The sequence below is a fragment of the Actinophytocola xinjiangensis genome, assembly GCF_001921215.1.
GTDB lineage: Bacteria > Actinomycetota > Actinomycetes > Mycobacteriales > Pseudonocardiaceae > Actinophytocola > Actinophytocola xinjiangensis.
In genome coordinates, this window is the sequence record NZ_MSIF01000029.1 from 64508 (window position 1) to 89864 (window position 25357).

At 73.9% G+C, this 25357-nt stretch carries 1 protein-coding gene (only partly in view); it reads right to left on the minus strand.

Features of this window, described 5'->3' with window-relative positions:
* On the minus strand, window positions 1–25272 hold the 5' portion of the coding sequence (locus BLA60_RS36360; RefSeq protein WP_075137621.1) for a type I polyketide synthase. The gene continues 1380 nt to the left of window position 1, outside the view; 25272 of the gene's 26652 nt are visible here — the first part of the coding sequence; the start codon lies at window positions 25270–25272; the stop codon falls past the left edge of the window.
* Between the last annotated feature and the right edge of the window lie 85 nt (window positions 25273–25357).

Here is a 25357-nt window from a genome sequence, read left to right on the forward strand (position 1 = left end):
CAGGCCGCCCCAACGGTCCGGGTACTCGAGTGCCGCGACCGTGCCCAGCCCGTGGATCGCGGCCTGGGCCGGGTCGGCCGGGATCTCGCTGCCGACGGTCATGGCGCCTCGGGTGGCGCACCACAGCGGCGCGGACAGTCCGGCGTCGCCGAGTGCCTGGAGCAGGGTGGTGGTGCGGGCGGCGTGGTCGCCGGCCTGGCCAGCGCCGGGCAGGGCGAGAACACCCGTGACGCCGGCGACACCGGCGGTGGCCGCGCGCAGCATGTCGGCGGTGGCGTACCGGTCGCCCGACGGCAGGACCACCGTGTGCGCGCCGAGCGCGGCGGTGACCGAGGCGGTCCACTCCGGCGGCGGTCCGTCCTCGGGGACCACCACGAGCCAGGTGCCGGCGACCGGCCGTGCCGGCACGTCGACCGGCCGCCAGTCCGCGCGGTAGCGCCAGCTGTCCACGGTGGCCTCGTCGGCGCGGCGGCGTCGCCAGTCCGACAGCGCCGGCAGCACCTTGGCCAGGGCGTCGCCGTCGACGTCGAGCGCGGACTCCAGGCCGGCGAAGTCCTCGTCGGTCACCGTGTTCCAGAAGTCGCCCCCGGTGCTCGCTGGGGCGGTGACGGCCTGTGGCCAGTAGCGGCGGCGCTGGAAGGCGAAGGTGGGCAGGTCGGTCCGAACGGCGCCGGTGCCCGCGAAGAACGCCGCCCAGTCCACCGGTACCCCGAGGGTGTGGGCGGTGGCGAGCGCGGTGACCAGCGTGGTCTCCTCGTCGCGGTCGCGGCGCAGTGCCGCGATGCCGCCGGTGAGCGCGGTGAGGGTCGCGTCGGGGCCGATCTCCAGGTAGGTGCCGGTGAATTCGGCGACGTCGTCGGCGAAGCGGACGGTGTCACGGACGTGGGTCACCCAGTACTCGAGATCGGTGACGTCCTTGGCCATCCGGATCACCGGGGTACGTGGGGTGATCCCGGCGACCGCGGCGCGCAGGTCGTCGAGCATCGGCTCCATCAGCGGCGAGTGGAACGCGTGCGACACCGCGAGCCGCTTGTGCCTGCGATCCCCGACGACGGCCATGACCTCGGACTCGATCCCCGACACCACGACGGACTCCGGCCCGTTGACCGCCGCGATCGACACCCCGTCGGTCAGCGTCAGCTCCTCGGGCGCGCACTGGAGCGCGACCATGGCGCCGCCCTCGGGGAGTGCCTGCATCAGGCTGGCGCGTGCCCGCACCAGCGTGCACGCGTCGTCGAGCGAGAAGACCCCGGCGACGTGTGCGGCGGCGATCTCACCGATCGAGTGGCCGACCACGAGGTCGGGCCGCACACCGAAGGACTCCACCAGCCGGTGCAGCGCCACCTCCAGCGCGAACAACGCGGGCTGCGCCCACCCGGTCCGGTTCAACTCCACGGCGTCGGTGCCCCACATGACCTCACGCAACCCGGGGAACCGATCCACGATCTCGTCGAACGCCGACGCGAACACCGGGAACCGCGCGTGCAGCCCCCGGCCCATGCCCGGACGCTGCGAACCCTGACCGGAGAACACGAACGCCAGCGGGCTCGTGCGGGGGGTCTCGTGCAGCAGCAGGTTGGGGGCGCGGTCACCGTCGGCCAACGCGGTCAGCCCGGCGACCAGGCCTGCCCGGTCGCCGGCGAGGACGGCGGCGCGGACGTCGAGCGTCGCGCGCGTGGTGGCCGAGGCCGCCGCGACATCCAGCGGCCGGGCGTCGGTCTCGGCGAGCCGAGCCAGCAGCCGCCTGGCCTGCGCCGCCACCCCGTCCTTCGAGCGTGCCGACACGAGCACCGGCACCACGGTCGTCTCCCGACCGGCCACGGAATCGACCGGCTCCTCGGGAGCGGCCTCCAGGATCATGTGGGCGTTGGTGCCGCTCGCACCGAACGCCGAGACCGCCGCGCGCCGTGGCCGGTCGGTGTCCGGCCACGGGGTGTTCTCGGTGAGCAGCTCGATCGCGCCGGACGACCAGTCCACGTGCGACGACGGCCGGTCGACGTGCAGGGTGCGCGGCAACAGCCCGTGCCGCATGGCCGCCACCATCTTGATCACGCCCGCGACCCCCGCCGCGGACTGGGTGTGGCCGATGTTGGACTTCACCGAGCCGAGCAGCAGTGGAGTCTCACGGTCGCGGCCGTAGGTGGCCAGCAGCGCGCCCGCCTCGATCGGGTCGCCGAGCGTGGTCCCGGTGCCGTGCGCCTCCACCGCGTCGATGTCCGATGTGGCCAGTCCGGCGGCGGCGAGCGCGCGACGGATGACCTTGCGTTGCGCGGGACCGCTCGGCGCGGTCAGGCCGTTGGAGAAGCCGTCGGAGTTGATCGCCGAGCCACGCACGACGGCGAGCACCCGGTGTCCGGCAGCGCGGGCGGCGGAGAGCCGCTCGACGACCAGCATGCCGACCCCCTCCGACCAGCCGGTGCCGTCGGCCGAGTCGGCGAACGCCTTGCAGCGGCCGTCGGAGGACAACGCGCCGAGCCCACCGAACTCGACGAACACCGCCGGGGACGACATCACGGTGACACCGCCGGCGAGCGCGGCCGTGCACTCACCCGACCGCACGGCGGCGGCGGCCAGGTGCAACGCCACCAGCGACGACGAGCACGCCGTGTCGACCGACACCGTCGGACCGTGCAGGCCGAACGTGTACGCGACACGACCGGACAGCAGGCTGCCGGACTGCGCGGTCTGCCAGTAGCCGTCGGTGTCGCCGATCGGGGGCCGGTAGTCACCGGTGCCGCCGCCGACGAACACGCCGATGTCCTGGCCGTCGACCGACATCGGGTCGATGCCGGCCCGTTCCAGCGCCTCCCACGTGACCTCGAGGACGAGCCGCTGCTGCGGGTCCATCACCATCGCCTCGGCGGGCGAGATCGCGAAGTGACCGGCGTCGAACTCGGCGGCGCCCGGCAGGAACCCGCCGCGCCGCGCCACACTCGCGCCTTGGCCGTTCCGGTCGCCGTCCCGCAACCCGTCGAGATCCCAGCCGCGGTCGGCGGGCAGGTCGCCGGTGGCGTCACCGCCGTCGACCACGAGCCGCCACAGGTCCTCGGGAGAGGAGATCCCGCCGGGGTAGCGGCAGGCCATACCAACGATGACGATCGGATCGTCGTCGGCGGCCGTGCCGACCACCTCGGCGTTCTCCTCCGCGCCGTCGCCGGTCAGCTCGGTCAGCACATGCGCGGCGAGGGCGGCCGGCGTCGGGTGGTCGAACACGAGCGTCGAGGCCAGGTTCAGGCCGGTGGCGGCGTTGAGCTGCCTGCGCAGATCCAAGGAGGACAGTGAGTCGAAGCCGAGCTCGGCGAACGGCCACACGGGCTCGATGTCGGCCGCACCCGAGTGGCCCAGCACGGTCGCCACGGTCTCCCGCACGAGGGTCAGCACGTGGGAGGCGCGGGCCGCCTCAGGAAGGGCCGCCAGCTCGGCGCGCAGTGCGTTCGTGGTCTGGCCGGAGTCGTTCTGGTCGGCGTCGCGCAGGGCGGCGAGGGCCTCGGGCAGTTCGTCGAACAGTCGGCTGTCGCGCCCGGCCGTGTGGGCGGGGGCGAACCGATCCCACGCGACGTCGGCGATCGCCACCGACGGCCCGGTCGCGGCGGGCAACGCGGCCAGCGACAGGGTGGCGTCCATGGCGGGCAGGCCCGTCAGCCGCAGGTGGTTCTCGTGGTTGCCGGCCTCGGCGGGGGTGACGCCGGCCCACGCGCCCCACGACACGGCGAGCGCGGGCAGACCCTCGGCGTGTCGCATCGCGGCGTAGGCCTCCAGCGCGGCACCCGCGACGGCCGTGTGGGTCTGGCCGCGCAGCCCGCAGAACCCGGCGAGGGAACCGAACAACACGAACGCGTCCAGCTCATGGTCGGCGACGGCGGCGGCCACCGACCCGGCGGCGGCGAGCACCTCACGCACCAGCACTTCCAGCCCGGGGTCTCCGGTCACCTCGGCGTCGACCAGTACGACCGCGCTCGGCGCCCGGTCGGCGACCACCGAGGCGAGCCCGGCGGTGTCGTCGGCGGCACAGGTCACCACCGTGGTGTCGGGGCCCGCCTCGACGCCGTCGCGACGGGTGGTCAGCACGACGTGCTCGGCGCCGTTGTCCAGCAGCCACCGCGCGGTCGCCGCGCCCATGGCACCCGCCGCGCCGACGACCAGCACGGTGCCGCGGGGTTGCCACGCCTGGCCCGCTGTCGCGCGGACGACCCGGCGGGCGGCCACACCGTCGGCGCGCACCACCACCTGGTCCTCGGTGCCGTCGGTGAGGACGGCGACGAGGGCGTCGGGAACATCGCCGCCGGGCAGGTCGACGAGGCCACCCCAACGCCTCGGGTGCTCCAGCGCCGCGATCCGGCCGGCGGCCCACAACGCGGCCTGGCCGGGTGCGGTGACGCCGGTGTGCACGGCGCCGCGGGTCAGGCACCACAGCGGCGCGGACACTCCCGCCGCGATGAGCACGGTGACCAGTTCGGCCGGCCACGCGAGGCGGGGCGGGACCGAGGAGTCCAGTGCCAGCAACGAGATCACGCCGGTGACCTCGCGCGCGTCGCTGGTGGCGAGCACCAGGTCGACGACCAGCTCGGCGGCGTCGGCGGCCGGGTCGGCCACTGTCACCACCTCGGCGCCGAACGCGGCGGCCACCGCGTCGGCGTCGGCCGAGCCCGCCGCGGCGAGCACGAGCCAGCGACCACCGGGGTGCGCGGTCGGTGTGACCGGGACCCAGTCGGCCCGGTACCGCCAGCTGTCGGCGGTGGTGCGGCCGAGGTTCGCGCGCCACGTGGCGAGCGCGGCGGTGTCGCCGCGGTCGACGGCCGCCCAGAACTCGGCGTCCACGGGCAGGGCGGTCGCCGGGGTCCTGGGCCAGTAGCGGGTGCGCTGGAACGGGTAGGTGGGCAGGTCGACCCGGCGGGCACCGGTGCCGTCGAAGAGCACCGCCAGCTCGACCGGCACGCCGGTGGCGTGCAGCGCGGCGAGCGCGGTCACGAACGTGGTCTCCTCGTCGCGATCCTTGCGCAGCGACGGGATTCCGTCGACGAGCGCGGACAGTGTCGCGTCCGGCCCGATCTCCAGGAAGGTGGCGGCGTTCGCGGCGGTGACGTCGTCGGCGAAGCGGACGGTGTCGCGCACATGGTTGACCCAGTAGTCGACCGACCCGACGTCCTTGGTCAACGCGATCGTGGGTCGGGCGAACACGATCCCGGCGATGGCCGCACGGAAATCGTCCAGCATCGGGTCCATCAACGGTGAGTGGAACGCGTGCGACACCGCGAGCCGCTTGTGCTCACGGTCCCCCACCGCCGCCATGACCTCGGCCTCGACACCCGCGAGAACGACATTGTCCGGACCGTTGACCGCCGCGATCGACACGCCGTCGGTCAGCGTCACGTCGGCGCTCCGGATGGCGACCATCGCGCCGCCCTCGGGCAACGCCTGCATCAACCGGGCGCGCGCCTCCACCATCACACACGCGTCATCCAGCGAGAGAACACCGGCGACGTGCGCGGCGGCGATCTCACCGATCGAGTGGCCGACCACGACGTCGGGCCGCACCCCGAAGGACTCCACCAGCCGGTGGAGCGCCACCTCGAACGCGAACAACGCGGGCTGCGCCCACCCGGTCCGGTTCAACTCCACGGCGTCGATACCCCACATGACCTCACGCAACCCGGGGAACCGATCCACGATCTCGTCGAACACCGACGCGAACACCCGGAACCGCGCATGCAGGCCCCGGCCCATACCCGGACGCTGCGAACCCTGACCGGAGAACACGAACGCCAGCGGGCCGGGCTCGCCGGTGACCACGCCGGTCGCGACCTCACGCGTCCCCAACCCTGACGCCAACAGCACCGACCGGTACGGCAGGTCGGCCCGGGCGGTCGCCAGCGTGTAGCCGACGGCCAGGGTGTCGGCCTCCGCCTTCAGTCGTTCGACCTGCTCGGCCAGCGCCGCGCGGGAACGGCCCGACACCGGCCACGGCACGACCGTGGGGACGACCGTCGTCTCCGGCTCGGTCACGGCGATCGGCGGTGCCTGCTCGACGATCACGTGCGCGTTCGTCCCGCTCACGCCGAACGCCGAGACACCGGCGCGCATCGGCCGTCCGGTCGCGGGCCACGGGGCGGCCTCGGTCAGCAGGTCGATCGACCCGCCCGACCAGTCGACGTGCGGGGTCGGCTCGTCGACGTGCAGCGTGCGCGGCAGCAGCTCGTTGCGCATGGCCAGCACCATCTTGATCACCGCGGCCGCTCCGGCGGCGGCCTGGGTGTGGCCCAGGTTCGACTTCACCGACCCGACCAGCAGCGGAGTCTCGCGCTCACCGAACGTCGCGAGCAGCGCGTGCGCCTCGATCGGGTCGCCGAGCGTGGTCCCGGTGCCGTGCGCCTCCACCGCGTCGATGTCCGACGCTGACAGTCCGGCGTCGGCGAGCGCCGCGCGGATGACCCGCTGCTGTGACGGCCCGTTCGGCGCGGTCAGGCCGTTGGAGGCGCCGTCGGAGTTCACCGCGGAGCCGCGCAGCACCGCCAGCACCTCGTGTCCGTTCGCGACCGCGTCGGACAGCCGCTCCAGCACGAGGACACCGACGCCCTCGCCCCAGCTGGTGCCGTCGGCGGCGGCCGCGAACGCCTTGCAGCGGCCGTCCGGCGCGAGGCCGCCCTGGGTGGAGAACTCGACGAACGCGTCGGGTGAGGCCATCACCGACACGCCACCGGCGAGTACGAGCGAGGCGTCCCCCGACCGCAGCGCACGCAGGCCCCAGTGCATGGCCACCAGCGACGCCGAGCAGGCGGTGTCGACGGTGACCGCGGGGCCCTCCAGTCCGAGCGCGTAGGCGACCCGGCCGGACAGGACGCTCGCGGTGGTACCGGTCGCGATGTAACCGGCGACCTCGGCGCCCTCGCCGCGCACGACGTTGGCGTAGTCCTGGCCGTTGGTGCCCACGAACACGCCGGTTCGGCTGCCGCGCAACGTGGTCGCGTCGATCCCGGCCCGCTCCAACGCCTCCCACGCGGTCTCCAGCAGCAGCCGCTGCTGCGGGTCCATGGCCAGCGCCTCACGCGGCGAGATGCCGAAGAACTCGGCGTCGAAGTCCGCGATCCCGTCGAGGAAACCGCCCTCACGGGTGATCGACCCACCGGCGGCGAGCCCGGCCAGGTCCCAGCCCCGGTCGGCGGGGAACCCGGACACTCCGTCCTCGCCCTGGGCCAGCAGCCGCCAGAACTCCTCCGGCGAGGACACCCCGCCCGGGAACCGGCAGCCGATACCGACGATCGCGACCGGCTCGTCGGTCGCGACGGTGGTGGTTGTCTCGTCCGCGCCCGAGGTGCCGCTCAGTTCCGCCACCAGGTGCTCGGCGAGCGCGCGGGCGTTCGGATAGTCGTAGACCAGCGACGCCGGCAGGGTCAGCCCCGTGGCGGCGGCGAGCGCGTTGCGCAGTTCCAACGTGGTCAGCGAGTCGAACCCGAGGTCGCGGAACGCCTTGCCGGCGTCGACGGTCGAGCCGTCGGCGTGCCCGAGCACCGCGGCGATCTGGGCACGAACCAGGTCGAGCACGTCGCGGGCGGCCGGGGCGGGCCGTGCCGGATCGCCCGCCGGGCGGATGGCGGCGACCTCGGGCAGGTCGGCGAGCAGCGGCAGCGGGCGCAGCGCGCCGTGCACGCCGGCGTACCGCGCCCAGTCGACGTCGGCGACCGCGCTCACCGCGTCGTGACCGGCGATGGCGTCGGCGAGCGCGGCGAGCGCGCGGTCGGTGGCCATCGGGGTGAAGCCGCCGCGTCGCACGCGTGCCGCGACGTCCTCGGTGTCGGCCATGCCGCCCTTGGCCCACGGCCCCCACGCCACCGACGTCGCGGGTTCTCCCCTGGCGACGCGGTGTTCGGCGAGCGCGTCGAGGTAGGCGTTGGCGGCGGCGTAGTTGGCCTGGCCGGCGGCACCGAGGAACCCGGCGGTCGAGGAGAACAGGACGAACGCGTCGAGGTCACCGGTCAGCTCGTCCAGGTTCGCGGCGGCGGTCGCCTTCGCCCGCAGCACCGCGTCGAGGTCGGCCGAGGTCACGGTGTCGAGCACACCGTCGGCGATGACCCCGGCGGCGTGGAAGACCGCGGTGACCGGGGTCTCGGCGAGCAACGCGGCCAGCTGGTCGCGGTCGGCGACGTCGCAGGCGGCGACACTGACCTGCGTGCCGCCGGCCACCAGCTCGGCGGCGAGATCGGACGCGCCGGGTGCCTCCACACCCCGGCGCGACACCAGCAGAAGGTGCTCGGCGCCGAGCCCGGCGAGCCAGCGGGCGACGTGCCGGCCGAGTCCGCCCGTGCCGCCGGTGACGAGCACCGTGCCGCGGGGAACGTACGGGGTCGGGACGCCGGGCGTCGCGCCCCGCACGATCCGCCTGGCGAACACGCCGGTGGCGCGGACGGCGACCTGGTCCTCCTGCCCGCCCAGCACGGCGTGCACCCGGGACACGGCGACGTCATCCGGCTCGGGCGGGACGTCGACCAGCCCGCCCCACCGGTCCGGGTGTTCGAGCGCGGCGACCCGGCCAAGGCCCCACACCATCGCCCGCGCCGGCTCGGAGGGCGTGTTCTCGACGGCCACCGCCCCGGAGGTGAGGCACCACAACGGCGCCGCGACGCCCGCGTCGCCCAGTGCCTGGACAGCCGTGGTCGTGAGCGCCAACCCGTTGTCGGCGAAGGCGAGCAACGAGACCACGCCCGTGACGTCGGTCTGGTCACGCAGCCGCCGCGCCACACCGGCCCGGTCCGCGTCGGTCACCTCGACGACCGTCGCGTCGGGAGCGACCGCTGACCAGGCGTGCCCGCCGGGCGGGGTGAGCAGCAGCCAGTGGCCGGACAACCCGGCCGGCGCCGGCGAGATCGGCCGCCACACCGCGCGGTGGCGCCAGTTCCCGGCCGAGGCGGGCGGCGGCGCCGGCCAGAAACGCCGGCGCTGGAACGGATAGGTCGGCACGTCGACGGTGCGGGCGCCGGTGCCGGAGAAGAACGCGCGCCAGTCGACCGGCGTGCCGGCCACCGCCAGGCCCGCGACCGCGGCGGTCAGGGCCGCGACCTCGGGGCGGTCCGCGCGCAGCGCGGGAACCGGTGTCGCGTCGGTGAGCGACTCGGCCACCATGCCGCACAGCACGCCGTCCGGCCCCAGCTCCAGGTACCGGCGGGTGCCGAGCGAGGCCAGGGTCGTGACGCAGTCGGCGAAGCGGACGGTGCGCCGCACGTGCTCGGTCCAGTACTCGGGCGTGCACACCGTCTCGGTGGCGACCTCGCCGGTCAGTCCGGACACCAGGGCCAGGCGCGGTGGGTGGAACTCGACGGTCGCGGCGACGTCGGCGAACCCGGCGAGCATCGGGTCCATGAGCGGCGAGTGGAACGCGTGGGAGACCGGCAGCCGCCTGTGCTTGCGGTCGCCGACAGCGGCGAGCACCTCGGCCTCGACACCGGCCAGCACGACCGACGACGGCCCGTTGACCGCGGCGACCGACACACCGTCGGTGAGCGTCAGCTCCCGCTCGGCGGCCTGGACGGCGACCATGACACCGCCCTCGGGCAACGCTGCCATGAGCTGGGCACGGGCGGCGACCAGCCGGCACGCGTCGTCGAGGGAGAACACCCCGGCCACGTGCGCGGCGGCGAGCTCACCGATCGAGTGGCCAGCCACGTACTCGGGCACCACACCCCAGAACTCCACGAGCCGGTAGAGCGCGACCTCCAGCGCGAACAGCGCGGGCTGCGCCCACCCCGTCCCGTTCAGCTCCTCGGCGTCGCCGCCCCACACGACCTCGCGCAGGCCGTCGAAGCGGTCCACGATCTCGTCGAACGCGGCGGCGAAGACGGGGTGCCGGGCGTGCAGTTCGCGACCCATCCCGAGGCGCTGGGCGCCCTGCCCGGTGAACAGCACGGCGAGGCCACCGGTCAGGTCCGGCCCGCCCCGGTGCAGCCCCGAGGACGGCACGCCGTCACGCAGCGCGGTCAGCCCGCGCCGCAGCTCGTCGTGGCTGTCGGCGAGGACCGCGGCACGGTGGTCGAGGCCGGACCGGCCGAGCGCGCTCGAGTACGCCAGGTCCAGCAGGGACGTTCCGTCGTCCACGATGGACATCAGGTGTGCGGCGGCGGCACGCAGCGCCGGCTCGGACCTGGCCGACAGCATGACCGGCAGCACGGCAGGAACCGTCCCGGCGGGTCGCGCCGGCTCCGGCTCCTCGTCCGGTGCCTGTTCCAGGATCACGTGCGCGTTGGTGCCGCTGATGCCGAACGAGGACACTCCCGCCCGCAGGGGGCGACCGGCGGCGGACCATTCCCGCTGCTCGGTCAGCAGCTCGACCGACCCGGACGTCCAGTCCACATGCGAGGACGGGCGGTCAACGTGCAGGGTCTTCGGCAGGACGCCCTCGCGCAGCGCGAGCACCATCTTGATGATTCCGGCGACACCCGCCGCGGCCTGGGTGTGCCCCAGGTTCGACTTGACCGAGCCGACAGGAAGCGGGGTGTCCCGGTCCTGGCCGTAGGTGGCGAGCAGGGCCTGCGCCTCGATCGGGTCACCGAGCGGGGTCGCCGTGCCGTGCGCCTCAACGGCATCGACCTCCGACGTGGACAGCCCGGCCGACGCGAGCGCCGCGCGGATGACCCGCTGCTGCGACGGCCCGTTCGGCGCGGTCAGCCCGTTGGACGCGCCGTCGGAGTTGATGGCCGAGCCACGCACGACCGCGAGCACCGGGTGCCCGAGTTCACGGGCCCGCGACAGTCGCTCGACCAGCACGACGCCGGCACCCTCGGCGAGGGTCATGCCGTCGGCGGCCTCGGCGAACGCCTTCGTACGGCCGTCCGGCGCCAGCGCGCGCTGGCGACTGAACCCGACGAACGGGGCGAGGCTGCTCATCACGGCGACCCCGCCGGCCAGCGCCAGGTCGGTCTCACCGTCACGTACCGACTTCACGGCCAGGTGCAGCGCGACCAGCGACGACGAGCACGCGGTGTCCAGGGTGACCGCCGGTCCCTCCAGCCCGAGCAGGTAGGCGACCCGGCCGGACAGCACGCTCGACGACGAGCCGGTCATGAGGTACGCCTCGGCGCCGTCCATGCCACCCGTGTTGCCGTAGCCCTGGTCGCTCGCCCCGAGGAACGCGCCGGTTCGGCTGCCGCGCAACGACTCCGGGTCGATCCCGGCCCGCTCGATAGCCTCCCACGCGGTCTCCAGCAGGACCCGCTGCTGCGGGTCCATGGCCACGGCCTCGCGCGGGGAGATGCCGAAGAACTCGGCGTCGAAGTCGGCGGCGTCGCGCAGGAACCCGCCGCGCACGGCGTAGGTGCGTCCGGGTGCGTCCGGGTCAGGGTCGTAGGCCGTCTCGATGTCCCAGCCTCGGTCGGTGGGCAGCTCGGACGTGGCGTCGACCCCGTCGATCACCAGCCGCCACAGTGCCTCCGGCGAGCTGACCCCGCCCGGGTAGCGGCAGGCCATGCCGACGATCGCGATCGGCTCGCCGTCGGCGGCCGCCACGGTGGTCGTCACCGTCGGCGTGGTGGCGGTCGACGTGCCGAGCTCGTTGGCGAGGAACGTCGCCAGTGCCAGCGGGTTCGGGTGGTCGAAGACCATCGTGGCCGGCAGCCGCAGCCCGGTGGCGCGGGTGAGCCGGTTGCGCAGGTCCACCGCGGACACGGAGTCGAAACCGACCTCGCGGAACGCGCGCCGCTCGGGCAGCGCGTCGGCCGAGGCGTGGCCGAGGACAGCGGCTGCCTCGGCGCGGACCAGCTCCGAGAGCAGACGTTTCTGCTCCGCGGCCGGTTGCGCGCGCAGCCGGGCGGCGAACGCGTTGTCCGACACGGCTTCCGTGGGGACGGCCGCCCGCAGCTCGCGGACCTCCGGCACCTCGTCGAACAGGGTGGTCTCGCGGGCGGCGGTGAAGACCGGGTAGTAGCGCGCCCAGTCGACGTCGGTGACCGCGATCGCGGTGTCGTCGTCGGCAAGCGCGCGGCCGAGCCCGGTCATCGCCAGGGCCGGATCGAGGTAGACCAGTCCGCTGCGCAGCACGCCGTACGGGTCGCGCTCGCCGATCCGCTCGTCGTCGGGCCACTTGCCCCAGTGCAGCGACAGCGCGTGGCGTCCCCTGGCGCGGCGGGCGGCGGCCAACGCGGCGAGGTAGGCGTTGGCGGCGCCGTACGCGCCGTGGTCGCCGCTGCCCCACATGCCGGTGATGGACGAGTACATGACGAACGTGTCGAGCTGGTCGCCGAGCAGTTCGTCGAGGTTGCGGGCGCCCAGCACCTTCGCCGCGATCACATGGGAGAACTCGTCGAGCGAGGTCTGCGCGATCGAGCCGACACGGATGACCGCGGCGGCGTGCACGACGGTGCGCACCACCCGGCCCTGCCCGGCCAGATCGTCAAGCATCGCGGCGAGCGCGGCGCGGTCGGACACGTCGCAGCGGCGGACCTCGGCGCCGTCGACCTCGAGGTCACCGGAACGGCTGGTGAGTACCACGTCCCGCGCTCCGGCCTCGACCAGCCAGCGCACCAGGTCGGGGCCGATGGCGCCGGTGCCGCCGGTGACCAGCACGGTCCCGGTCGGTCGCCAGGTGTCCGCGGGGACCTCCGACGGGCGGGCGCGGACCACGCGGCGGGCGTACACGCCGGAGCCGCGCAGGGCCACCTGGTCCTCGACTCCGCCGGCCAGGACGGCCGCGAGGCGGCGGGCGGCGGTCTCGTCGAGGACGTCGGGCAGGTCGACGACACCGCCGACGGCCTTCGGGTGTTCCAGCGCGGCGGTCCAGGCCAGGCCGTGTACCTGGGCCTGGGCGGGGCTGGGGACCGGGTCGTCCGTGCCGGTGGTGACCGCGCCTCGGGTGGCGAACCACACCGGCGCGGAGGTACCGGACTTGATCAGCGACACGGTCAGCGCGAACCCGAGCGGCAGCGCCGGGTACCGCTCGCCGTGGTCCTGCGCGAACGCGAGCGCGGACAGGATGCCGTCGGCCTCGCCCGCGCGCGCCAGTCGTGCCGCGAGCACCTCGCTGTCCACACAGCTCTCATCGAGCTGGACGGGGACCGCGTCGGGCAGCGCGGCGAGCAGGTCGGCCGGCTCGTCACCGGCGTGCAGCAGCAGCCAGCGGCCCGTCGGGGCACCGGAAGTGGGAGTGGTCGGGCGCCAGGCGACGCGGTAGCGCCACCCGTTCACCGTCGCCCGCTCGGACCGGGAACGGCGCCAGCCGGCCAGTGCGGGCAGGACCGCGGCCAGCGACTCGGTGTCGACATGCAGGCTCGCGGTGAGCGCGGCGAGGTCGGCACGCTCCACCGCGGACCAGAACTCGGCGTCGGCGGGGTCGGCGTGCCTCGGGGCCGGGACGTCGAGCCAGTAGCGCTCGCGCTGGAAGGCGTAGGTGGGCAGCGGGACCGGGCGAACGTCACCGACGACGGCCCGCCAGTCCACCACCACGCCGCGCGTGAACACCTCGGCCAGCGAGGTCACGAACCGTGCCATCCCGCCGTCGTCGCGCCGCAGCGTGCCCGCCACGACCGTCGGGTCGGCGTGCTCGCCGATCGCGTCCTCGATGGCCGGGGTCAGGACCGGGTGCGAGCTCACCTCGACGAACGCCCGGTAGCCGCGTTCGGTGAGCGAGGTCACCGCACCGTGGAAGCCGACCGTGTCGCGCAGGTTCTCGTACCAGTAGGCGGCGTCGAACGCCGGGGTCTCGATCCACTCGCCGGTGACCGTGGAGAAGAACGGCACCTCGGGCGTGCGCGGCACCACCGGCGAGAGCACGTCGAGCAGAATCCCGTGCAGGGCCTCGACGTGCGCGGAGTGCGACGCGTAGTCCACGGCCACGGTCTTCACCCGAGCACCGGTCCGGGCGACCCTGGCGGACAGTTCGGTGAGCGCCTCCGGGTCGCCGGACACCACGACCGAACGCGGCCCGTTGACCGCGGCGAGCGAGATCCGATCGTCGGTGGTGAAGCCCGCCAGGTCGGCCGCGGAGATGCCGAGCGACACCATCCCGCCCCGGCCCGCCAGCTCCGCGTTGATGGCCTGACTGCGCCGCGCCACGACCAACGCCCCGTCCTCGACGGACAGCGCGCCCGCGACGACGGCGGCGGCGATCTCACCCTGCGAGTGGCCGACGACGGCGTCCGGGGTGACCCCGTGCGCCTGCCACACGGCGGCGAGCGAGACCATCACCGCCCACGACGCCGGCTGCACCACGTCGACCCGGTCGGCCGGTGCGTCGCCACGCAGCACGTCGACCAGCGACCAGTCGATGTGCGGGGCGAGCGCGGCCGCGCACTCGGCGACCCTGGCGGCGAACACCGGCGACTCGGCCAGCAGCGCGGCACCCATGCCGATCCACTGCGAGCCCTGGCCGGGGAAGACGAACACCGTGTCGCCGGTGACGTCGGCGACGCCCTCGACGACGCCGGGGTGCGGCAGGCCCTGGGCGAGCGCGGCGGCACCGGCCGCCGGGTCCTCGCCGAGCACGACGGCGCGGTGCTCGAAGGTCGAGCGACGGGCCAGCGCGGCGGAGATCCCCGCCCGGTCACCGATCCCGGCCAGGTTGGCCGCGTTCGCGGCGAGTGCCGCCGGGGTCCGGCCGGACAGCACCCACGGGGTGATCCCGTCGTGCGGACCGGCTTCCGACGCCGGACGCTGATCGGCCGACTCCAGCACGATGTGCGCGTTGGTGCCGCTGACGCCGAACGAGGACACGCCCGCGCGCAGCGGGCCGTCCCACGGGCGGTTCTCGGTGAGCAGTTCGACGCTGCCGGCCGTCCAGTCCACATGGGACGAGGGCGGGTCGGCGTGCAGCGTGCGTGGCAGCATCCCGGCCCGCATCGCCAGGACCATCTTGATCACCCCGGCGACACCGGCCGCGGCCTGGGTGTGACCGATGTTCGACTTGACCGAGCCGAGGTACAGCGGGGTGTCGCGGTCGCGGCCGTAGGTGGCCAGCAGTGCCTGCGCCTCGATCGGGTCACCGAGCGAGGTGCCCGTACCGTGCGCCTCGACCACGTCGATGTCCGTGGTGGACAGTCCGGCGGAGGCGAGCGCGGCGCGGATGACCCGTTGCTGCGACGGGCCGTTCGGCGCGGTCAGCCCGTTGGACGCACCGTCCTGGTTGACCGCGCCGCCACGGACGACGGCCAGCACGTCGTGTCCGGCGCGGCGCGCGTCGGACAGGCGGGTGACGACGAGAACACCGGCGCCCTCGCCCCAGTTGGTGCCGTCGGCGTTGTCGGAGAAGGCCTTGCAGCGGCCGTCGGGGGCCATGCCGCCCTGGCGGGAGAACTCGATGAAGTTGTTGGGGGTGGCCATGATCGTCACGCCGCCGACGAGAGCGAGGTCGCACTCGTCGGCCCGCAGTGCCTGCCCGGCGAGGTGCAGGGCGACCAGCGAGGAGGAGCACGCGGTGTCGACGGTCATCGCCGGGCCTTCGAGCCCGAGCACGTAGGACAGCCGCCCGGAGATGACGGACCCGGAGATGCCGGTGGCGGCGTGCCCGCCGAGGTCGGTGTTCGCCGTGGTGACCAGGTTCCCGTAGTCCTGGCCGTTGGTGCCCATGAACACCCCGGACCGGCTGCCGCGCAACGATCCCGGCGTGATCCCGGAGCGCTCGATCGCCTCCCACGCGGTCTCCAGCAGGATCCGCTGCTGCGGGTCCATGGCCAGTGCCTCGCGCGGGGAGATGCCGAAGAACCCGGCGTCGAACGACGCGGCACCGTCGAGGAACCCGCCCTCACGGGTGGCGCTGCGGGCCTGTCCGTCGCCGTGGAGGCCGTCGAGGTCCCAGCCCCGGTCGGTTGGGAAGCCCCGGATGCCGTCCTCGCCCTCGACGAGCAGCCGCCAGAACTCCTCGGGAGTGTCGGCGCCGGGGAACCGGCAGGCGAGACCGATGATCGCGAGCGGCTCGTCGGTGGCGGCCCGCACGTGGTCGACGGTGTCCTCGTCCGCCTCGCCGAGCACCGTGCCGAGGATGTGGTCGGCGAGCACCCGCGCGGTGGGGAAGTCGAACACGAGGCTGGCGGGCAGGGTCAGCCCGGTCGCCTCTCCGAGGAGGTTGCGCAGTTCCACGGCGGTGAGCGAGTCGAAACCCAGTTCGCGGAACGCGGTGTCGACGCCGATGGCCGCCGGGCCGGGGTGTCCGAGGACTCCGGCGGCGCCACCGCGGACGAGGTCGAGCACCAGCGCGGCACGGCGGTGCTCCGGTGCGTCGAGCAGCCGCTCGCGCAGCCCGCCGTCCGCGCGGGCGACCACCTCGGCCGCGCCGGGGAGGTCGGTGAGCAGCCGGTTGCGGCGGGCACCGAGCATGGCGGTGAGCCAGCGGTCGAGCGCGAGGTCGGCGACCATGACCGTGGCCGCGTCCTCCCCCACCGCCTGGGCCATGGCGGTGAGCGCGAGGGCCGGGGTGAGCAGTCCCATCCCGGACCGCCGGACGCGTTCGGCCGCCGCCCGCGACGCGGCCATGCCCTCGCCCGCCCAGGAGCCCCACGCGATGGTGGTCGCCGGGAGCCCGTCGGCGCGGCGACGGTGTGCGATCGCCTCCAGCGCCGCGTTGGCCGCCGCGTAGTTGGCCTGGCCGGGGTTGCCGACCGTGCCGGCGACCGAGCCGAACAACACGAACGCGTCGAGGTCGCCGGTCAGCTCGGCCAGGTTGCGCGCGCCGGTGACCTTCGCCGCGGACACCGCCGCGAACCGGGTCGGGTCGAGGTCGGCCAGCAGGCCGTCGTCGGTGACCCCGGCCGTGTGGATCACCGAGGTCACGGGGTGTTCGGCCAGCAGCACGGCCAGCGCGTCGCGGTCGGTGGCGTCGACGGCGGCCACGGTCACCTCGGCGCCGAGCCCGCGCAGTTCGTCGGCCAACGCGTCGGCACCTGGCGCGGCCGGGCCTCGCCGGCTCGCCAGCAGCACGTGGTCGGCGCCGTTCGCGGCCAGCCATCGGCCGACGTGTGCGCCCAGCGCACCGGTACCGCCGGTCACCAGCACGGTGCCCCGTGGCCGCCAGGTCTCGCCGGTGTGTGCGGAGGCCTGGACGATCCTGCGGCCCAGCGCGCGGGTGCCGCGCAGGGCGACCTGGTCCTCACCGGCGTCCGCGGTGAGCACTCCGGCGAGCAGTTCGGTGTCCACCTCGATGTCCACGGCGGGCGCCAGGTCGACGAGGCCGCCGATCGCACGGGGGGACTCGAGGGCGGCGACGCGTACCAGGCCCCAGACCGCGGCCTGGTCGGGTTCGGGGCGGTCGTCGGTGGACGTGGAGACGGCGCCCCAGGTGAGAGTCCACAGCGGCGTGTCCGCGGGGAGTGTCTGGATCAGGGCTGCGGTCGCGGTGACCGGGTCGGGGCCGCAGGTCAGCAGGTTCAGTACACCGGTGTGGCCGGTGCCGGTGAGGTCGTCGGCGAGGGTGGCCGTCTCGATCCCGGGGAGCGCGGCCACGAGTGCCGCCGCGTGGTTCGGCACCTCGTCGGGCAGCACCGCGAGCCAGCGGCCGGACAGTGCCGTCGGTCGCACCGCGAGTTCGGTCCAGGTTTCCCGGTACCGCAGCATGTTCGTGGCCGCGTTGGCGCGGGCCTTGGTTCGCCACGACGACAGCGCCGGGGCCATGGTGGCCACCGTCTCAGGGTCGAGGCCGAGAATGACGGCGAGGTGGTTGAGGTCGTGGGTCTCGACGGCTGACCAGAACGCCTGGTCGGCCGGGTCAGCGGCGATCGGGCGGCCGCCCTTGGGCCAGTAGCGTTCGCGTTGGAAGGCGTAGGTGGGGAGTTCGACCCGGTGCGCGCCGGCGAACAGCGACGTCCAGTCCACGGTGGACCCCGTGACGGTGAGCCTGGCGAGGCCGGTGATGAACGCCGTCGGCTCGTCGCGGTCCTTACGCAGCGACGGAATCCCGTTGACCAGGGCCGACAGTGTTCCGTCTGGGCCGATCTCCAGGAACCTGCTCGCCCCCGTCGCGGCGACGTCGTCGGCGAACCTGACCGTCTCCCGGACATGGTTGACCCAGTAGTCGACCGACGAGACGTCCTTCGCCAGCGGAATGACGGGCTCGGCGAAGGTCAGCCCGCCGATCGCGGTGCGGAACTCGTCGAGCATGGGGTCCATCAGCGGCGAGTGGAACGCGTGCGACACCGCCAGCCGCCTGTGCTCACGGTTCCCCACCACCGCCATGACCTCGGCCTCGACACCCGACACCACCACCGAATCCGGACCATTCACCGCAGCGACCGACACACCCCCGGTCAACACCAACTCGCCCTCGGAACACCGCACCGCCACCATCGCGCCACCCTCAGGCAACGCCTCCATCAACCGAGAACGAGCCTCAACCAACACGCACGCGTCATCCAACGAAAACACACCCGCCGCATGAGCCGCCGCGATCTCACCGATCGAATGGCCAGCCAGACAGTCCGGCACAACACCGAACGACTCAACCAACCGGAACAACGCCACCTGCAACGCGAACAACGCCGGCTGCGCCCACCCCGTCCGACTCAACTTGTCGACATCACTACCCCACACAACCTCACGCAGCCCCGGAAACCGGTCCACGACATCATCGAACACCGACGCGAACACCGGGAACCGCGCATGCAGCTCGCGACCCATGCCCAACCGCTGGGCACCCTGGCCGGAGAACAGGAACGCCAGTGAGCCGCCCTCCGCGACGCCACGCGCGATCTCCGTCCCGTCCAACACCACCGCCCGGTGGGCGAAGGAGGACCGGGACAACAGCGAGTGTCCGACGTCGAGTACCCGCGCGTCCACCGCGGACAGACTGGCCAACTGGTCGCCCAGTGCCGCCGCGGTCCTGGCGGTCACCACCCACGGCACCGACCGGTCCTCGGTGACCGGTACCGGCGCCTCGACGGGCTGTTCCAGGATCACGTGCGCGTTGGTTCCGCTGAACCCGAACGAGGACACGGCCGCCCGGCGCGGCCTGTCACTCTCCGGCCAGGCGAGGCCATCGGTCGTCAGCGTGACCGATCCCGCCTCCCAGTCCACATGGGATGACGGCTGGTCAACGTGCAGTGTCGGCGGTACGAATCCGTGCCGCATCGCCGCGATCATCTTGATCACGCCGGCCACACCCGCGGCGGCCTGCGTGTGTCCCAGGTTCGACTTGACCGAGCCGACCAGAAGTGGGGTCTCCCGGTCCTGCCCGTAGGTCGCGAGCAGCGCCTGCGCCTCGATCGGGTCACCCAACGTCGTGCCCGTACCGTGCGCCTCCACCACGTCGACGTCCGCCGCCGACAGACCGGCCGACGCGAGCGCCGCACGGATCACCCGCTGCTGCGACGGCCCGTTCGGCGCCGTGAGCCCGTTCGACGCCCCGTCGGAGTTCACCGCCGAACCCCGCACCACCGCGAGGATCGGATACCCCAGCCGCCGCGCGTCGGACTGCCGCGCCAGCGCGACCATGCCGACACCCTCGGACCAGCCGACCCCGTCGGCCGACTCGGCGAACGAACGGCACCGCCCGTCCGGCGAGAGCCCCCGCTGGCGGGAGAACTCGATGAACGAGTTCGGGGTGGACATGACGGTGACGCCACCGGCGAGCGCGAGGTCGCACTCACCGGCCCGCAGTGCCTGCATCGCCCAGTGCATCGCCACCAGCGACGACGAGCACGCGGTGTCGATCGTGACCGCCGGGCCCTCCAGCCCCAGCACGTAGGCGACCCGGCCGGACGCGACGCTCATCGACGTGCCGCTGCTCTGCAGACCCTCGAACTCGCGGCCACCGAGCAGTGAGGTGTAGTCGTTGTACATGACGCCGGCGAACACGCCGGTCCTGCTGCCCCGCAACGACACCGGGTCAACCCCGGTGCGTTCCAACGCCTCCCACGACACCTCGAGCAGCAGTCGTTGCTGCGCGTCGGTCGCGAGCGCCTCACGCGGACTCATGCCGAAGAACGCCGCGTCGAACGCGCCGGGGTCGGCCAGGAAGCCGCCGGAACGGGTGTAGGACGTGCCGGGGTGGTCGGGATCGGGGTGGTACAGCGTGTCCAGGTCCCAGCCACGGTCGGTGGGGAAACCGGTGATCGCGTCGGTGCCCTCCCGGACGAGCCGCCACAGCTGGTCCGGCGTGGTCACCCCGCCCGGGTAACGGCACGCCATGGACACCACGACGATCGGATCGTCCGACACCGCGCGACTCGCGACCGTCACGGGCCCGTCCGGTGTGCCGGTGGCGAACAGCTCGTCGTACAGGTATCCGGCGAGCACGGCGGGCGCCGGGTGGTCGAACACCGCGGTCGCCGGCAACCGCAGCCCGGTGGCCGCGCCGAGCCGGTTACGCAGCTCCACCGAGGTCATCGAGTCGAAGCCGAGGTCGGCGAACGACCGGCCTGCCTCGACCGAGGCGACCTCGTCGTGGGCGAGCACCGCCGCCACGGTGGTGCGCACGAGATCCAGGAGGGCGGCCCTGCGCCGGGGCTCCGGCAGCCGCGAGAGGCGCGAGAGGAGTCCGGTGGCGGCGGCCGACCGCGCGGCCCGCCTGGCCGGCATCCGGATCAGCCCGCGCAGCAGCGGCAGCACCGGCTGGGTACGCAGGATCGACAGGTCGAGTCGGACCGGCGTTACCACGGGGTCGGTGCCGGCGAGTGCCGCGTCGAACAACGCCACACCGTCCGCACGGGACAGGGCGGGCAGGCCGGCACGGGCCAGCCGGTCGAGGTCCGCGGTCATCCCGTCGGACTCCCACGCGCCCCACCCGAGCGACAGCGCCGGCAGCCCCAACTCCGCGCGGTGGTGCGCCAGTGCGTCGAGGAAGGCGTTGGCCGCGGCGTAGTTCGCCTGCCCGGGCGTCGGGAATGTCCCGGCCAGCGAGGAGAACAGCACGAACGCGGAGAGGTCTCGGTCCTGGGTCAGCTCGTGCAGGTACCAGGCCGCGTCGGCCTTCGGCGCGAGCACGGTGGCGAACGACTCGGGTGTCTGCGAGCCGAGCATGCCATCGGCCAGCACCCCCGCCGTGTGCACGACGGCGGCGACCGGGTGCTCGGCGAGCAGCCCGGCGAGGGCGGCCCGGTCGGCGACATCGCAGGCGAGCACCTTCACCGCCGCACCGAGCGCGGTCAGCTCGTCGACCAGGGCGGCCGCGCCCGGCGCGTCCGGGCCCCGCCTGCTGACCAGCAGCAGCCGGCCCGCACGGTGCTCGGTCACCAGGTGACGGGCCAGCACCGCGCCCAGCCCACCGGTGCCGCCGGTGATCAGCACGAGCCCATCGCCCGCGAACGGCGACGTCGGCTCGGGTTCCGCGGCGGGCACGCGGGCCAGGCGGGGCGCGAGTGTCCTCCCGTCCCGCAGCACCAGTTCGGGTTCTCCGGTGGCGAGGGCGACCCGCAGGAGATCCGCGTCGACCGGGTTGTCGACCGAGTCGTCGAGGTCGATCAGGCCGACGCCACCCCGCAGTTCGGCGCTGGCGGAGCGGGCCAGTCCCCACACCGCGGCCGCCGCGGGATCCACGCCGGTCGTGGCGCCCCTGGTGAGAAACACCAGCCGGGTGTCGTCGGGACGGGCGGAGAGCAGGGCCGTCGCGGCGGCGGTCAGTTCGCGGGCGGCCACGACCGGGCGGCCCGTGCCCATCAGCGAGACCAGCGTGACGGCTCCGCCCGGCAGTTCGGCCGGTGTGGCACCCACGGTGTCGGCGATCCCCCACGGGTCCGTGCCGACGACGGTGATCGAGCCGTCGAACGCGGCATCCGCCCGGACCGGCGTCCAGTCAACTCGGAACAGTGAGTCCAGGTCGCGGCCCGGCGCGGTACCGGAGGGGACCCGCACTGTCAGTGACTCGACCGACAGCACCGGCTCCCCCGCGCCGTCGGCCACGGTGATCGACACCGCGTCGTCGGCCAGTGGCGAGATCCGCACCCGGACGGCGGTCGCGCCGGTGGCGTGCAGCGACACACCCTCCCAGCCGAAGGGCAGCGCACCCGCCGCCGCGCCGGGCAGGTCGGCGAACCGCACCGCGTGCAGTACCGCGTCCAGCAGCGCCGGGTGCACGCCGAACGCGTCGGCGGCGACCCCGTTGGGCAGGGTGACCTCGGCCAGCACGTCCCGGCCGTCGCGCCAGACCGCTGACAGGCCACGGAAGGCCGGGCCGTACGCGAAGCCGTCGAGCGTGTCGTAGAACTCGCCCAACTCCACCGGGTCGGCGGCGGAGGGCGGCCACTGGTCGAGCCCGCTGGGGCCGTGCTCACCGACGCTCTCGACCAGCACGCCTGTGGCGTTCGCGGTCCACGGCCCTTCCTCGACGTCCTCGCCTCGGGTGTACACGGTGAGCGTGCGACGACCGTCATCGGGCGGGCCGACCCACAGCTGCACCCGCACGCCGCCGTCGGCGGGCAGTTCGAGCGGTGCGACGAGGGTCAGGTCGTCCACCCGGTCGCAGCCGACCTCGTCGCCGGCGCGGATCGCGAGTTCCAGGAACGCGGTGCCGGGCAACAGGATCCGACCGTCGACGACGTGGTCGGCGAGCCAGGGATGGGTCCGCACGGACAGGCGACCGGTCAGCAGCACCCCCTCGGCACCCGCGAGCGACACGGCCGCCGCGAGCAGCGGATGATGGGCGGCGCCGAGACCGGCCGCCGTGGGGTCCGACGCCGCGCCACCGACCGAGCGGGGCCAGAAACGCCTGTGCTGGAAGGCATACGTCGGCAGGTCGACCCGGCGGGCTCCGGTGGCCGCGAAGTACTCCGGCCAGTGGACCGCCAGCCCCCGCACGTGCAGCCCGGCCACCGCGGACGCGAACGCCTCGGTCTCGGCCTGCCCGGCACGCATCGCGGGCACGGTCGCGATCTCCGTACCGTCCACACAGGACAATGTCATGGCGGACAGGACGGCGTCCGGACCAAGTTCGAGGAACGTCGTCACGCCGTGGTCGGTGAGCCAGTCGACACCGTCGGCGAAGCGGACCGTCGCGCGCAGGTGCTCGACCCAGTAGTCCGGTGAGGTGACCTGTTCGACCGTCGCGAGCACCCCGGTCACGTTGGACACGAACGGGATCAGCGGCGCCCGCAACTCCAGTCCCTCGACCACCGCGCGGAACTCGGCGAGCACCGGGTCCATGAGCGGCGAGTGGAACGCGTGGGACACGGCGAGCCGTCGGGTCCTGCGGCCCAGTTCGCTGAAGTGTTCGGCCACCTCGGTGACCGGGCCGGCCGCACCGGACACGACGACCGCCGAGGGCCCGTTCACGGCGGCGATCGACACCGGCGCGCCGTCGGGCAGCACCGCGGCCACCTCGTCCTCGCTCGCCAGCAGAGCCACCATCTCGCCACCCGCCGGCAGGGCCTGCATGAGCCGGCCCCTGGCGGCGACCAGCGCGCAGGCGTCCGGCAGCGACAGCGCCCCGGACACGTGCGCGGCCACCAGCTCGCCGATGGAGTGCCCCGCCAGGAAATCGGGGGCGACACCGAGGGAGGTGACCAGGCGGTACAGCGCCACCTCGACGGCGAACAGCGCGGGCTGCGCGAACTCGGTGCGCGCCAGGGTTTCCTCACCGAGGGAGGTGTCGTCTCCCCACATGACCTCGAGCAGGGGGCGGGACAGGTGCGGGGCGAGTTCGGCGGCCACCGCGTCCAGTTCACGGGCGAACACCGGGAACCGGTCGTACAGCTCACGACCCATCGCGATCCGTTGACTGCCCTGACCGGTGAACAGCACGGCGAGCTTGCCCCGGCCGCGCACGGTGACGACCGTGGTGCCCGGCGCGGGCTCCCCGGCGGCGAGCGCGGCGAGGCCGGCCACGACGCCCTCGGTGTCCCTGGCGACGAACGCGGCGCGGTGTGACAGCGCCGCCCGCGAGGTCGCGAGCGAGAACGCGAAGTCCACCGCGGATACCTCGGGTGCGCGATCGAGCAGACGAGCCGCCTGGGCGGACAGCGCGTCGGCGGTCCGCGCGGACAGCACGACCGGCACTCCCGTCGCGGTGGTCACGGGCTCGGCCTGGCCGGTTGGCTCCGGCTCGGGGGCCTGCTCGATGACCGTGTGCGCGTTGGTGCCGCTGATCCCGAAGGACGACACGGCGGCGCGGCGCGGCTGCCCGGTCGTCGGCCACGGGGTGTTCTCCCGCAACAGTGCGACGCCACCCGCCGACCAGTCCACGTGGGACGACGGGGTCCTCAGGTGCAGGATCCTGGGCAGCATCCCGTGGCGCATGGCCATGACCATCTTGATCACACCGGCGACCCCGGCCGCGGCCTGGGTGTGGCTGAGGTTGGACTTGACGGCGCCGACGTGGAGGGGGCGGTCACGGTCGCGTCCGTAGGTGGCGATCAGCGCCTGGGCCTCGACCGGGTCGCCGAGCGCGGTGCCGGTGCCGTGCGCCTCCACCGCGTCGATCTGGTCCGCGGACAGCCTCGCGTTGATCAGCGCCTGCTCGATGACGCGCTGCTGAGAGGGCCCGTTGGGCGCGGTGAGCCCGTTCGACGCACCGTCCTGGTTGACCGCGCTGCCGCGGACGACCGCGAGGACCTCGTGGCCGTTGCGGCGCGCGTCCGACAGCAGCTCCAGCACGAGCAGCCCGGCACCCTCCGACCAGCCGGTGCCGTTGGCGCCGTCGTCGAAGGAGCGGCAGAACCCGTCGGCCGCGAGCCCGCCCTGGCGGCCGAGCTCGGAGAACGAGACCGGGCTGGACATGATCGTGATGCCGCCGGCCAACGCCAGCGTGCATTCCCTGTCCCGCAGGGACTTCGTCGCCAGGTGCAGCGCGACGAGCGACGACGAGCACGCGGTGTCGATGGTGACGGCCGGACCGTAGGTGCCGAACAGGTAGGACAGCCTGCCCGACAGCACCGAGTTCGCGGCGCCGGTGAGCTGGAAGCCCTCGACGTCCTCGTCGGGGCCGACCGCGTACTGGTGGCCCATGGAGCCGACGAACACGCCGGTCTGGCTACCCTTGACCGAGTGCGGGTCGATGCCGGCCCGTTCGAAGGCCTCCCACGCGACCTCGGCGAGGACCCGCTGCTGGGGTTCCATCGCCAGCGCCTCGCGGGGCGAGATGCCGAAGAAGTCGGCGTCGAAGTCGGCCGCGCCCGCCAGGAACCCGCCGGCCTCGGTGAGGTCCGGGTCGACGTCCCAGCCTCGGTCGGTGGGGAAGGGCCCCACCCCGTGGCGCCCGCCCGCCACGAGCTCCCACAGGTCCTCCGGCGAGGCGACCCCGCCGGGATACCGGCAGGCCATGCCGACGATCGCGATCGGCTCGGTCCCGGCCGCCTCCAGCTCACCGAGCTGTTGCTTGGTGCGCCGAAGATCGGCCGATGCCCGCTTGAGGTAGTCGCGAAGCTTCTGCTCGTTGTCCATCAGGTCCGCTCGTCTCGACAACCGGCAGGACGCACCGCACACCTCCTGTACCCGCGAGGAGCGGTACACACGGGGAGAAATCTGG